Annotated in this window: 13 protein-coding genes; 3 read left to right on the top strand and 10 right to left on the bottom strand. The window is 71.0% G+C overall.

Annotated features, from left to right (window positions below; translation table 11 throughout):
- Positions 1 to 38 precede the first annotated feature (38 nt).
- From OG408_RS16915 to OG408_RS16925, 3 genes are all read right to left on the bottom strand, one after another.
- Entirely contained in the window at positions 39 to 611 is a 573-nt protein-coding gene (locus tag OG408_RS16915; protein WP_326670622.1) for a hypothetical protein, read from the bottom strand.
- A 97-nt stretch (positions 612 to 708) separates the two neighbouring features.
- Entirely contained in the window at positions 709 to 2,622 is a 1,914-nt protein-coding gene (locus OG408_RS16920) for an AMP-dependent synthetase/ligase (protein ID WP_285568196.1), read from the bottom strand.
- Positions 2,623 to 2,718: 96 nt separating this feature from the next.
- On the bottom strand, positions 2,719 to 3,987 hold the full coding sequence (locus OG408_RS16925) for an acetyl-CoA C-acetyltransferase (RefSeq protein WP_326670625.1): 1,269 nt from the start codon (positions 3,985 to 3,987) through the stop codon (positions 2,719 to 2,721).
- A gap of 85 nt (positions 3,988 to 4,072) precedes the next feature.
- On the opposite strand from OG408_RS16925, the gene OG408_RS16930 reads away from it, so the two are divergent.
- Together OG408_RS16930 and OG408_RS16935 are read left to right on the top strand one after the other, a co-directional pair.
- Positions 4,073 to 5,392 carry a 3-oxoacyl-ACP reductase gene (locus OG408_RS16930; RefSeq protein ID WP_266779940.1) on the top strand — a complete coding sequence of 440 codons (1,320 nt, stop codon included), beginning with the start codon at positions 4,073 to 4,075 and terminating at the stop codon, positions 5,390 to 5,392.
- Between the two features lie 4 nt (positions 5,393 to 5,396).
- Positions 5,397 to 6,224, top strand: coding sequence for a MaoC/PaaZ C-terminal domain-containing protein (locus OG408_RS16935; protein ID WP_326670628.1), 828 nt, complete (start codon positions 5,397 to 5,399; stop codon positions 6,222 to 6,224).
- A gap of 132 nt (positions 6,225 to 6,356) precedes the next feature.
- On the opposite strand, the gene OG408_RS16940 is transcribed toward OG408_RS16935, so the two are convergent.
- The 6 genes from OG408_RS16940 to OG408_RS16965 form a co-directional block, all read right to left on the bottom strand.
- Complete coding sequence (locus OG408_RS16940; RefSeq protein WP_266786233.1) at positions 6,357 to 6,971, bottom strand: TetR/AcrR family transcriptional regulator; 615 nt, start codon at positions 6,969 to 6,971, stop codon at positions 6,357 to 6,359.
- Between the two features lie 226 nt (positions 6,972 to 7,197).
- A complete protein-coding gene (locus tag OG408_RS16945) occupies positions 7,198 to 8,544 on the bottom strand; it encodes a dicarboxylate/amino acid:cation symporter (RefSeq protein ID WP_266779942.1) in 1,347 nt (448 codons plus the stop codon).
- 420 nt (positions 8,545 to 8,964) lie between these two features.
- On the bottom strand, positions 8,965 to 9,219 hold the full coding sequence (locus tag OG408_RS16950) for a DUF4229 domain-containing protein (RefSeq protein WP_266779943.1): 255 nt from the start codon (positions 9,217 to 9,219) through the stop codon (positions 8,965 to 8,967).
- A 156-nt stretch (positions 9,220 to 9,375) separates the two neighbouring features.
- Entirely contained in the window at positions 9,376 to 9,900 is a 525-nt protein-coding gene (locus tag OG408_RS16955) for a GNAT family N-acetyltransferase (protein WP_326670630.1), read from the bottom strand.
- Positions 9,901 to 10,046: 146 nt separating this feature from the next.
- Complete coding sequence (mqnE, locus tag OG408_RS16960; protein WP_266786235.1) at positions 10,047 to 11,210, bottom strand: aminofutalosine synthase MqnE; 1,164 nt, start codon at positions 11,208 to 11,210, stop codon at positions 10,047 to 10,049.
- A gap of 49 nt (positions 11,211 to 11,259) precedes the next feature.
- Positions 11,260 to 11,715, bottom strand: coding sequence for an Lrp/AsnC family transcriptional regulator (locus OG408_RS16965; RefSeq protein ID WP_136330825.1), 456 nt, complete (start codon positions 11,713 to 11,715; stop codon positions 11,260 to 11,262).
- 132 nt (positions 11,716 to 11,847) lie between these two features.
- Here OG408_RS16965 and OG408_RS16970 point away from each other — a divergent pair, with 132 nt between their 5' ends.
- A complete protein-coding gene (locus tag OG408_RS16970; protein WP_266779945.1) occupies positions 11,848 to 11,976 on the top strand; it encodes a hypothetical protein in 129 nt (42 codons plus the stop codon).
- Positions 11,977 to 11,993: 17 nt separating this feature from the next.
- On the opposite strand, the gene OG408_RS16975 is transcribed toward OG408_RS16970, so the two are convergent.
- Positions 11,994 to 12,659, bottom strand: coding sequence for a UbiX family flavin prenyltransferase (locus OG408_RS16975; protein ID WP_266786237.1), 666 nt, complete (start codon positions 12,657 to 12,659; stop codon positions 11,994 to 11,996).
- Positions 12,660 to 12,670: the final 11 nt, after the last annotated feature.

Consider the following 12,670-nt stretch of genomic DNA (forward strand, 5'->3'; position numbering starts at 1 on the left):
CGCATCACGGGTTCTGGAGGTCGATCGCGCAGGTGCTCTCAGTCCAAGGCGAACTTCAGCGCGGGAACCGCAGACCCGGAGTCGCTCGCGGGGATCTTCCAACGGAAGGCGGTGCCGTCGCCGTCGACGTAGATGAGCGTGCCGCCCCGCTCGGCCGCGGCGATGTCGAAGACCGCCACGTCCTGGTGGCCCACCTCGGGGGGAAGGGCCGCTCCGCCTTCGCTGAATCCGATGGGAACCACGCCTGTCGCGGCCTTGCTGTTCCTGTCCGTGACCGTGCGCCCGTCCGCGGTCGTCCATCGCAGGCCGCCCTGCCCGGCTGTCGTCGTCACACGCGACGTGGTCCGGTTCCTGGACTGGTAGGTCACGACAGCGAAGAGGCCGTGCTCCGGGGCGCCGAAGCCGGTGCGGTCGGTGTAGACGACCGTGTCCGGGGTGATCCGGGCAGCCCCCCGGCCACCGACACCTGCGGTGTCCGCGCTCTGCCCCAGCCTGAGCGTGGGGCGCGGGCTCGGCTCGGGCGTACTCCGGTCGTCGCTGCCCCCCGTGCAGGCCGTCAGGCTCAGGCAGCAGGCGGCCGCGAGCGTGGAAGCGGTGACGAGGTGGCGCATGATTCCCCCCAGCAGGAACAGGCAAAGGGAGCAGAGTCTGCCACAGCCGGCCGCCCCCTGGGGGAACTCCCGTCCCCACCAGGGGCGTCGACCCGCCCTACTTCCGGTACAGCTCCTCGATCTCCGCCTCGAAGTCCCGCGCGATCGCGTCCCGCTTCAGCTTCAGCGACGGTGTCAGATGGCCGCCCTCCTCGGTGAAGTCCACCGTCAGGACGGTGAACTTACGGATCGACTCGGCCCGCGAGACGAGCCGGTTGGCCTCGTCCACCGCGCGCTGCAGGGAGGTGTGCAGCTCCTCGTCGCGGACGAGTTCGCTCATCGGGACGCCCTGCTTCTTCTTCATCTGCCGCCAGTGGGAGAGCCCGTCCGGCTCCAGGGTGATCAGGGCGGTGATGAACGAGCGGTTGTCGCCGACCACCATGCACTGGCTGACCAGCGGATGGGCGCGCAGCCAGTCCTCCAGCGGGGCCGGGGTGACGTTCTTGCCGCCCGAGGTGATGATGATGTCCTTCTTGCGGCCGGTGATCGTGAGGTAGCCGTCCTCGTCGAGCGCGCCCAGGTCACCGGTGGCGAACCAGCCGCCGTCCAGCACGGGGACGGCCGCGCCCCGCTCGGTGTCCCAGTAGCCCTGGAAGACCTGGCCGCCGCTGAGCAGCACCTCGCCGTCCTCGGCGATGCGCACGGCGGTGCCCGGCATCGGCCAGCCGACCGTGCCCAGGCGCGGTTTGAGCGGCGGGGTGACGGTGGCGGCCGCGGTGGTCTCCGTCAGCCCGTAGCCCTCGAAGATCTCGATGCCGGCGCCCGCGTAGAAGGCGGCGAGCCTGCTGCCCAGCGGGGAGCCGCCGCAGATGGCGTACCGGACGTGACCGCCGAGCGCGGCCCGGATGCGGCGGTAGACCAGCGGGTCGTAGAGCGCGCGGGCCAGCCGGAGCCCGGGGCCCGGCCCGGGGCCGGTGCCGTGCTCGGCGGCCTCGACGGCCTGCCCGTACCGCTGGGCGATCCGGGCGGCCCGGTCGAAGGAGGAGGCGCGGCCCATCTTCTCGGCGGTGGCCCGGCCGGTGTTGTAGACCTTCTCCAGGACGTACGGGATGGCCAGCAGGAACGACGGCTTGAAGCCGGCCAGGTCGGCCAGGAGGTCCTCGGTCCGGATCGAGGGGGCGTGTCCGAGGCGGACCCGGGCGCGCAGACAGCCGATCGCGACCATCCGGCCGAAGACGTGGGACAGCGGCAGGAACAGCAGGGTGGACGCCGGGTACTTGCTGACCGACCGGAACACCGGGTGCAGCAGCTCGATGGCGTTGTCGACCTCGGCGAAGAAGTTGCCGTGCGTCAGGACGCAGCCCTTGGGGCGGCCGGTGGTGCCCGAGGTGTAGATGAGGGTGGCCGGGGTCTCCGGTTCCAGGGTGGCACGTCGGGCGGCGACGGCGTCGTCGGGGACGTCCCTGCCGAGCTTCTTCAGCCGGCCCAGCGCGCCCGTGTCGAACTGCCAGAGGTGGGTGAGGTCGCCGAGCTGTTTGCGTTCCTGGCTGATGATGCGGCCCTGCTCCGCCGTCTCGACGGCGCAGGCGACCGCGCCGGAGTCCTGGAGTATCCAGCGGGCCTGGAAGGCGGACGAGGTCGGGTAGATGGGGACGGTGACCAGACCGGCGGCCCAGGACGCGAAGTCGAGCAGCGTCCACTCGTACGTCGTACGGGCCATGATCGCGATGCGGTCGCCGCCCCGCAGGCCCTCCGCGATCAGGCCCTTGGCGACGGCGAGGACCTCGGCGGCGAACTCCGCGGCCGTCACGTCCTGCCAGCCGCCGTCCGGCTGCTTGCGGCTGAGCACCGCGTCGGCGGGCGCCTCGCGGGCGTTGTCGAACGGGATCTCGGCGAGCGAACCGCGGCGGACGGGCGCCGCGAACGCCGGTACGGAGACCTGCTGGACGGTGCCGTCGGCGGCCCTGACCTTCGTCGGCTCGACCAGGACGGGCGTGGCGGGTGCGGGGGAAGGGGCGGGTGGCGTGGACACGTGCGGCTCCTCGGCGTCGGGGTCGGGCGGTTCACCTGGTCCGTCCGGCGACAGGCCCTGCTGCCGTCGCCGGACCGTGCTCAACTTCTGTGCCGCTCAGGCGCGTTCGAGGATCGCCGTGACGCCCTGGCCGCCCGCCGCGCAGATCGAGATCAGTCCGCGTCCCGGGGCGCCGCGCTCCGCGAGGAGCTCGGCGAGGGTGGCGACGATCCGGGCGCCCGTCGCGGCGAACGGGTGCCCGGTGGCGAGGGACGACCCCGCCACGTTGAGCTTCTCCCGGTCGACGGGTGCGAGCCCCTGCTTCTCCCAGGCCGCCAGGGTGGCGAGCACCTGCGAGGCGAAGGCCTCGTGCACCTCGAAGAGGTCGAAGTCCTCGACGCCGAGACCCGCCCGCTCCAGCAGCCGCGGCACGGCGTAGGCGGGCGCCATCAGCAGCCCGTCCTCACCGCCCACGTAGTCGACCGCGGCCGTCTCGTACAGCGAGAGGTAGGCCAGCGGCTCCAGTCCGTGCCGCTCCGCCCACTCCTCGCTCGCCAGCAGCACCGTCGCGGCGCCGTCCGTGAGCGGCGTGGAGTTCCCCGCGGTCATCGTCGCGTCCGGGTGGTCCGCGCCGAACACCGGCTTCAGCGTGGCGAGTTTCTCCACCGTGGAGCCGGGGCGCAGGTTCTGGTCGCGCTCCAGCCCGAGGTACGGGACGACGAGGTCGTCGAGGAAGCCCCGGTCGTAGGCGGCGGCGAGCCGCTGGTGGCTGGTGGCGGCGAGCAGGTCCTGCTCCGCGCGGCCGATGTCCCACTGCCGGGCGGTGACCGCCGCGTGGTCGCCCATCGAGAGTCCCGTGCGCGGTTCGGCGTTGCGCGGGATGTCCGGGACGAGGTGGCGGGGACGTACCCCGGCGAGAGCCGCCGCCTTACCGCCCGCCGACTTCGCGCGCCGCGCGGCCAGCAGCAGCCGGCGCAGCTCGTCGTTGACGCCGAGCGGCGCGTCGCTGGTGGTGTCCGCACCGCCCGCGACCGCTGAGTCGACCGCCCCGAGCATGATCTTGTTGGCGGCGGCGATCACGGCCTGGAGGCCGGTGCCGCAGGCCTGCTGGATGTCGTACGCGGGAGTGCGCGGGTCGAGTTCCGAGCCGAGGACGGCCTCCCGGGCGAGGTTGAAGTCCCGGCTGTGCTTGAGGACCGCACCCGCCGCGAACTCGCCGACCTGCTGCCCCTGGAGCCCGAAGCGCTCGACCAGACCGTTCAGCGCGGCGGTGAGCATCTGCTGGTTGGAGGCCTGCGCGTACGGGCCGTCGGAGCGCGCGAAGGGTATACGGCTGCCGCCGATGACCGCGACCCGGCGGGGCTGCGGGAGTGCGAGGGGGATCATCGCGACCAACTCATCTCGACCTACTCCTGACTCTTGAGTAACCTTACTCTGGAGTAAATCTACGACCGAGCAGGGAGTCTGGACAATGGCCGACCGCTATCTGCACCTCACCGGCACAGCAACCGGCCGCTTCATGACCCGGAAACTTGGCCTGCCGCAGCCCGCCCGGCTGCGCCGCTGGACACTGGAGACCCCGGCGCTCACCGGCCCCGTCCTCCATCTCACGGCCGGGGACTCCGCCGTCACGGAGGAGCTCGGCGCCGTCCTCGCCGTCTGCGGACCGGAGGTCGTGGCACGCGCCGACCGGCCCGCCGGAATCGTCCTGGACGCGACGGCCGTCGACACCGCCGCCGGACTCGGAGCCGTACACGCCGCACTCCACCCGGTCGTCCGCTCCCTCGCACCGGGCGGCCGCGTCGTCGTCGTCGGAGTGCACCCGTCCCCGGACGACCACCACCAGGCAGCCGCCCAGCAGGCCCTCGAAGGCTTCGTGCGCTCACTCGGCAAGGAGATCGGCAAGGGCGCCACCGTCCAGCTGCTGCGCATCGCACCCGGCGCGGTCGCCGGCGCCGAGTCCACCCTGCGCTTCCTGCTCTCCCCCCGCTCCGCCTACATCAGCGGCCAGGTCATCGAGGTCACCGCGGCCGCCCCCGACCCGGTCGCCGACTGGGCCGCCCCGCTCACCGGACGCACCGCCCTGGTCACCGGCGCCGCCCGCGGCATCGGCGCCTCGGTCGCCTCGGTCCTGGCCCGGGACGGCGCCCACGTCATCTGCCTGGACATCCCGCAGGCCCAGGAGGACCTGGTGCGCACCGCGGACCGGCTCGGCGCCACCGCCCTGCCGCTGGACATCACCGCGGACGACGCCGCCGAACGGATCGCCGCCGCCGCCCCGGACGGCCTCGACATCCTCGTCCACAACGCCGGCATCACCCGCGACCGGCGGCTCGCCAACATGTCCGCCGACCGCTGGGCCTCGGTCATCGACGTCAACCTCGACAGCGTCCTGCGCACCACCGACGCCCTGCTGAAGGCCGGCACGGTCAACCGCGGCGGCCGGATCGTCGCCACCGCGTCCATCGCGGGCATCGCGGGCAACAACGGCCAGACCAACTACGCGGCCAGCAAGGCGGGCATCATCGGCCTGGTCCGCTCGCTCGCCCCGCGCGCCGCCGCCGACCACGGCGTCACGGTCAACGCGGTCGCCCCCGGCTTCATCGAGACGAAGATGACCGCGGCCGTCCCCCTCTTCATCCGGGAGGCCGGCCGCCGGATGAACTCCCTCTCCCAGGGCGGACTCCCGGTCGACGTCGCCGAGACGACCGCCTGGTTCGCCCAGCCCGCGTCCAGCGCCGTCAACGGCCAGATCGTCCGGGTCTGCGGCCAGAGCCTGCTGGGGGCGTGACCGGATGCCGAGCCTGATCCTCTCCCTGGCGCGCGGCGCCCTCACCTCCCCGTTCAAGAAGGCGGGCAGGCCCGGTGCCGCGCTGCCGGCCGACCGGCCGCACCTCCCGGCCGCACCCCTCGCCGCCGGGCCACTGGCCGCGTACAGCAGGATCTGCGGCTTCGCCGAATCGGGCACCCTGCCGGTCACCTACCCGCACGTCCTGGCCTTCCCCCTCGCCATGCGGCTGATGACCCGCCGGAACTTCCCGCTGCCGGTCACCGGACTCGTCCACACCTGGATCGAGATCACCGCACACCGCACCCTGCACCCCACCGACCGGCTCGAACTCACCGTGTACGCAACGGAACTGACCCCGCACCGGCGCGGCACCGAGGTGACGGTGGTCACCGAGGCACGGCTGTCGGACGAGCTGGTGTGGGAGTCGCGCAGCGGCTACCTCTCCCGGCACGCCCCCCGTACGGAACCCGCACCGCCGCCCCCGCCCGCCGCTCCGGAACCGGCTCCCCCCGCCGTCACCGAGTGGCGGCTGCCCGCCGACCTCGGACGGCGCTACGGAGCAGCGTCGGGCGACCGCAACCCGATCCACCTCCACCCGCTGACCGCCCGGCTGTTCGGCTTCCCCCGCGCCATCGCCCACGGCATGTGGACCGTCGCCCGCTGCCTCGCCGAGTCCCCGCAGCCGCACCTGATCCGCTCGGTCCGGGCCGACTTCAAGGCACCCGTCCTGCTGCCCGGCACCGTCACCTACGCGGCGGACGGCACCGCCTTCCAGCTCCGCGGCGACGACGACCGCGTCCACCTGACGGGGACGGCGGGGCTCCGGACCTGACCGCCCGGCGACGTCCCCGGTCCGGCGGGTTCAGCGGACACGGGCCGTCCGGTGGGCCCGGGTGCTGATCCGCACCCGGCCGACGATCCGGCCCGGACCGCGAAAGCTGCGGCTGCGGCTCCGGGCACCGGCCTACGAGGCCCTCCAGGGACGCCCGTTCATCAGGTTCTCCAGGCCCGCCCAGGAGAAGTTCATCAAGGTGGCCGCGGCCTCCTTGGACGAGACGCCCGGAGTCTCGTTGGCCCAGCCGGCGAGCGCCTCCGCGGCGCCCACCAACGCCTGCGCGAGCCCCGCCACATCGCGGTCCGCGAGCGCCGGATCGTCGTGCACCTCGCGCGCCGCGGCCCCGATCAGACCCGTCACGAACGCAACGATCTCCTCGCGCATCACGTTCACCTCGGTGGCGAACGGCTCCCCGTGCGTCCGCGCCTGCCGGTACAACACCGCCCAGCCGTCCGGGTTCTCCGCGGTGTGCGTGAAGAACGCCCGGAGCCCCGACCACAGTTGCCGGTCCGCGGGCAGCCCCGGCTCCGCCGCCACCCGCACCGCGTCGACCAGGGCGTTCGCCTCACGCCTGATGCAGGCGGAGAAGAGTTCGTCCTTGGAGTTCAGATAGAGATAGACCAGCGGCTTGGACACCCCGGCCAGCTCGGCGATCTCGTCCATCGAGGCCGCACGGAATCCGCGCTGCCCGAAGATCTGTACCGCGGCATCCATCATCTGCTGCTCACGCACCGCGCGTGGCATCCGTTTGCTCTTCACAGCACCCACGTCGACTTCCTCCCACCCCCGCTGCGCTACTCCTCGGTAAGACTACGGCGCGGGCCATCGGGCCGTCGTACGGAGCAGTCGCCGCACGCCCGAACGGCCGGAAGTGGCCGACTCCGCGAGGCGGGCCGGGGGTGGCCTCGACGCACAGGAGCGCCCCCGGTCACCGCGGACCGGGGGCGCTCCTGGCGTCGTGCGTGCGGGGTTACGCGGCGACCGCCACGCGCTCCGGCTCGTTCTCGCGCACCTCGACGTCGTCGACCGGGGAGGCCGAGGCCGAGTTGTACGCGTCGTGGTCGAGGATCTTCTCGCGGGCCGAGACGATCACCGGGACGAGCGCCTGACCTGCAACGTTCGTTGCCGTCCGCATCATGTCCAGGATCGGGTCGATGGCCATCAGCAGGCCGACGCCCTCCAGCGGGAGGCCCAGCGTCGACAGCGTCAGGGTCAGCATGACCGTGGCGCCGGTGAGACCGGCGGTGGCCGCCGAGCCGATCACCGAGACGAACGCGATGAGGATGTAGTCACCGACACCCAGCTGCACGTCGAAGATCTGCGCGATGAAGATCGCGGCGAGTGCCGGGTAGATCGCGGCGCAGCCGTCCATCTTGGTCGTCGCGCCGAACGGGACCGCGAAGGAGGCGTACTCCTTCGGGACGCCGAGGCGCTCGGTGACCTTCTGGGTGACCGGCATCGTGCCGACCGAGGAGCGGGAGACGAAGGCCAGCTGGATCGCGGGCCAGGCGCCCTTGAAGAACTGGATCGGGCTGACCTTGGCGACGGTGGCGAGCAGCAGCGGGTAGACGCCGAACATCACCAGGGCGCAGCCGATGTAGACGTCGGCGGTGAAGGTCGCGTACTTGCCGATCAGGTCCCAGCCGTAGTCGGCGATCGCGTAGCCGATGAGGCCGACGGTGCCGAGGGGGGCGAGGCGGATGACCCACCACAGGGCCTTCTGGAGGAGCTCCAGGATGGACTCGCTGAGGGTGAGGATCGGCTGGGCCTTCTCGCCGAGCTTCAGTGCGGCGATGCCGGCGACGGCGGCCATGAAGACGATCTGCAGGACGTTCAGCTCGGTGAACGGCGTGATCACGTTGTCCGGGATGATGCCGGTCAGGAAGTCGAGCCAGGAGCCCGCGTGCTCGGGGGCCTTGCCGTCCTTCGGCGTGAGGCCGGTGCCGGAGCCCGGGTTGGTGATCAGGCCGATCGCGAGGCCGATGGCGACCGCGATCAGTGAGGTGATCATGAACCAGAGCAGCGTGCGGGTGGCCAGCCGGGCGGCGTTGTTGACCTTGCGCAGGTTGGTGATCGACACCAGGATCGCGAAGAAGACGAGGGGCGCGACGGCCAGCTTCAGCAGCTGGACGAAGATGTGGCCGACCTTGTCGAGCGTGGTGTAGAGCCACTCGATGTCGTAGCTGCGGGTGAGCCAGCCGAGCAGGACGCCGAGGACGAGACCGGCGACGATCTGGGCCCAGAACGGGACCTTGGGTATGCGGAAACCGGAGCCGGAGGGCTCGTCGGTGGTGGCGGACGCGGGATTCGCGGACACGGACACACTCCAGATGTGACGCATCGGGACGCACGGGGACGGTGCGGGGGACGGGGGTGCGGCGCCCGCGTCAGGGGCGGCGCCGCTGCATGATGCCGGTATCAGACGTTGCGGCAACAGACCGCGGACATACAGCGGCAGAGATCGACATGCAGGCGCTCCACGAGCGGGATGCTCGCGGCAGGTCGGAGGCGCACAGCTGTCTTCATGTCGAACACGTTAACACTTGAACTTTGAGAACCTCAAAGGTCTTCTTTGGGCTCTCCCGGCCCTCCGATACGGGCCGGGCGGCCCGTGTTCCCGTGCGGGGAACGCGAAAACCCCAGTACAGGAGCCGTCGCTCCGGTGCTGGGGTTTCGAGAAGAAGAGGGGTGAGTGTGAGGAAGCTTACAAATTCCCTACGCGGCCCTCACCGAATCACTACTGGGTGACGCTGTCCTCGCGGGTGCGGTTCGCTTCGAGGCGGGCCTTGGCGCGGTCGACCGAGGACACGATCTGCTCGGACATCTCGTCGCGCTGCTTGCGCAGGAGTACGTAGCTGAGCGGCGCGGAGAGCACCAGCGCGAGCAGGACGACCCAGATGACGTTGGATCCTCCGGCGCCGGAGGGGAGGAGCCCGAAGTTGACGGCGATGGCGGCGACGACGAGGCAGCCGACGAAGATGCTGAGACGCATCGCGGTGTACCGGATCGTTGCGCTCGGCTTGGCAGCGGACACAGCTGGCCTTCTCTCTACGTGCGACAGTCCTGCCCGACCAGTGAAGCATGCCCCGTAATCGATCAGTTCGGAGGGCCGGGATCGGCGCGTGCCGGGCGGTCCCGCGGGGCGGGTTCAGCCGAGCGGGAGCAGCATGATGATGTCGTCGCGGTCGTCGCCTTCGGCCACCCGGATCGCGTCCGGCACCCGGCCGACCTCCTTGTATCCGCAGGCGGCGTAGAAGCGGTCGGCGCCGGTGCCGCCGCGGCAGGTGAGCCGGACGGCCTCGATGCCGTCGATGCCGCGCGCGGCGTCGGCGGCCGCGGCCATCAGGTCCCGGCCGTAGCCGCGGCCCTGGTGGCGGGGGTGGACCATCACGGTGTAGAGCCAGAGCCAGTGCGTCATCAGGCGGTGGGAGTTGAGGGCGAGGAAGGCCGTGGCCGCGACGGCGCCGTCCTCGTTGTAGCCGACGAGCAGCCGGGTCCGGCCCTCGGCGATGGCCACGAGGTGCTTGACCAGCTCGGGCCGGATGTCGTCGGCGGTGACGGGCGGCACGAAGCCCACGGCGCCGCCGGCGTTGGACACGTCCGTCCACAGCGCGACCACGCCGTCCCGGACGGAGCGGTCGAATGCGGGGTCCAGTTCAAATGTAAGCGCCATGGACGCAGATTAACCATTACTCATCGTCGGCTCAACCGGCGTCCGGAACGCGAGAAAGCTCCGGCCGGGGACGGCGGCCGGAGCTTTCGTGGAGCGCTTTTCGTGGAGCTGTACAGCGCTGCGCGCGCCGCGGGGCGCGCGCCGGGTCAGACCCGCATCGGCTGCGGCGACTCGCGCCGCTCCGCGTCCGGGCCCGGGTACTCGCGGATGATCTCGTACCGGGTGTTGCGCTCCACGGGCCGGAAGCCCGCGTCGCGGATCAGGTCCAGCAGATCCTCACGGCCGAGCTTGTTCGGCGTGCCGTAGTTGTCCGCGTCGTGCGTGATCTTGTACTCGACGACCGAGCCGTCCATGTCGTCCGCGCCGTGCTGCAGCGCGAGCTGGGCGGTCTGCACGCCGTGCATCACCCAGAAGACCTTGACGTGCGGGACGTTGTCGAAGAGCAGCCGGGAGACCGCGAAGGTCTTCAGCGCCTCGGCGCCGGTCGCCATCGTCGTGCGCGCCTGGAGCTTGTTGCGGACCTTGCCGTCCTTCATGTCCACGAAGTCGTGCTGGTAGCGCAGCGGGATGAAGACCTGGAAGCCGCCGGTCTCGTCCTGGAGCTCACGCAGCCGCAGCACGTGGTCGACGCGGTGACGGGGCTCCTCGATGTGCCCGTACAGCATCGTCGCCGGGGTCTTGAGACCCTTCTCGTGCGCGAGCCGGTGGATGCGCGACCAGTCCTCCCAGTGGGTGGCGTGGTCGACGATGTGCTGGCGGACCTCCCAGTCGAAGATCTCCGCACCGCCGCCGGTCAGCGACTCCAGACCGGCCTCGATGAGCTCGTCGAGGATCTCGGAGGCGGAGAGCCCGGAGATGGTCTCGAAGTGGTGGATCTCGGTGGCGGTGAACGCCTTGAGGGAGACCTCGGGCAGCGCTTCCTTGAGCGCGCTCAGCGAGCGCGGGTAGTAGCGCCACGGCAGGGTGGGGTGCAGCCCGTTGACGATGTGCAGCTCGGTGAGGCTCTCGCCCTCCATCGCCTTCGCGAGGCGGACGGCCTCCTCGATGCGCATCGTGTACGCGTCCTTCTCCCCCGGCTTGCGCTGGAAGGAGCAGTACGCGCACGAGGCGGTGCACACGTTGGTCATGTTGAGGTGACGGTTGACGTTGAAGTGGACGACGTCGCCGTTCTTGCGCGTACGCACCTCATGGGCCAGTCCGCCCAGCCAGGCCAGGTCGTCGGACTCGTAGAGCGCGATCCCGTCCTCGCGGGACAGCCGCTCGCCGTCCCGGACCTTCTGCTCCAGCTCGCGCTTGAGTCCCGCGTCCACTAGGGCGCCTCCCATTTTCTCTCCGTAACAGACTCAGATCACCGTACGCCTAGCTCTCTTCGGGGAGGTCTCCGACCCGGTTCTCCCACTTGGTGGAGAGCACGATCGTGGTGCGCGTGCGCGAGACGCCCTTGGTGCCGCTGAGCCGGCGGATGGTCTTCTCCAGGCCGTCCACGTCGCCGACCCGGACCTTGAGCATGTACGAGTCGTCGCCCGCGATGAACCAGGCGTCCTCGATCTCGGCGAGGTCCTTCAGCCGGCGGGCCACGTCCTCGTGGTCGGCGGCGTCCGAGAGCGAGATGCCGATGAGGGCCGTGACCCCGAGGCCGAGCGAGGCCGCGTCGACGGTGGCGCGGTAGCCGGTGATGACACCGGCGGTTTCCAGCCGGTTGATGCGGTCGGTGACGCTGGGCCCGGAGAGCCCCACGAGCCGTCCCAGCTCGGCGTACGAGGCCCTGCCGTTCTCCCTGAGGGCCTGGATGAGCTGCCTGTCCACCGCGTCCATGTGACTGAAACCTTCCATTGTTCAGCAGTATCGCGAGTCTACGTGTAGAATCTAAGGCGTGCGGGCTTGAACGCCTGCAAATCTTTCCGAACTTCCAAAAAATGCTTTCGAATCTTCAGGAGTGGATACACCGTGTACACGATCGAGATGGCCTACGCCCGGATGCGCGAGCTGCAGGACCTGGCCAACCGCTCGCGTGCCCACCAGCCGGCCGCGGCCCACCGGGTCGACAAGACCCGTAACCCGCGCACCCCCAAGTAGCACCGGCCCAGGCCGGATCAGCCGCGGGAGCCACCACCGAGCTCCCCCTCCCAGCGGCGGTACAGCCGGTGCGGCACCCCTGCCGCGTCCAGCACCCGCCCCGCGACGAAATCCACCAGATCCTGGATGTGCGTCGCACCCGCGTAGAACGCCGGAGAGGCGGGCAGCACGACCGCGCCCGCCTCGTCCAGGGTCACCAGATGCTTCAGCGTCTGACCGTTCAGCGGCGTCTCGCGCACCGCGACGACCAGCTTCCGCCGTTCCTTGAGCGTCACGCTCGCGGCCCGCTGCAGCAGGTCCTTCGAGAGCCCCAGCGCCACCCCGGCCACGCACGCCGTCGACGCCGGGACGATCAGCATCCCCTTCGCCGGGTACGACCCCGAGGACGGACCCGCGGCCAGATCGCCGGCCGCCCAGTGCCGTACGCCGGACACGTCCACGTCGAAGGTGTGCGGCTTCCCGTCCGCCCCCCGCGCCAGCCAGCCGGCCAGGTCCTCCTGCCAGTGCGCGTCGCGGAACGCGATCCCCGTCTCGTCCAGCAGCGTGAGGCGCGAGGCCCGGCTCACCACCAGATCGACGCTCTCCCCCGCGGCCAGCAGACCGCGCAGGACGGCAGCGGCGAATGGGGTGCCCGAAGCGCCCGAAACCCCGACAATCCAAGGCTGTCGCCGCTGCTGACTCACTGAAGTCCCGG

It is taken from the genome of Streptomyces sp. NBC_01257, assembly GCF_035917255.1.
In the GTDB taxonomy this organism is placed as follows: domain Bacteria; phylum Actinomycetota; class Actinomycetes; order Streptomycetales; family Streptomycetaceae; genus Streptomyces.

Coding starts and splice junctions, on each gene's coding strand:
- OG408_RS16935 (WP_326670628.1), top strand. CDS start 5,397: ATGCCGAGCCTGATCCTCTCCCTGGCGCGCGGCGCCCTCACCTCCCCG.
- OG408_RS16915 (WP_326670622.1), bottom strand. CDS start 611: ATGCGCCACCTCGTCACCGCTTCCACGCTCGCGGCCGCCTGCTGCCTG.
- OG408_RS16955 (WP_326670630.1), bottom strand. CDS start 9,900: ATGGCGCTTACATTTGAACTGGACCCCGCATTCGACCGCTCCGTCCGG.
- OG408_RS16950 (WP_266779943.1), bottom strand. CDS start 9,219: ATGCGTCTCAGCATCTTCGTCGGCTGCCTCGTCGTCGCCGCCATCGCC.
- OG408_RS16940 (WP_266786233.1), bottom strand. CDS start 6,971: ATGCCACGCGCGGTGCGTGAGCAGCAGATGATGGATGCCGCGGTACAG.
- OG408_RS16930 (WP_266779940.1), top strand. CDS start 4,073: ATGGCCGACCGCTATCTGCACCTCACCGGCACAGCAACCGGCCGCTTC.
- OG408_RS16965 (WP_136330825.1), bottom strand. CDS start 11,715: ATGGACGCGGTGGACAGGCAGCTCATCCAGGCCCTCAGGGAGAACGGC.
- OG408_RS16925 (WP_326670625.1), bottom strand. CDS start 3,987: ATGATCCCCCTCGCACTCCCGCAGCCCCGCCGGGTCGCGGTCATCGGC.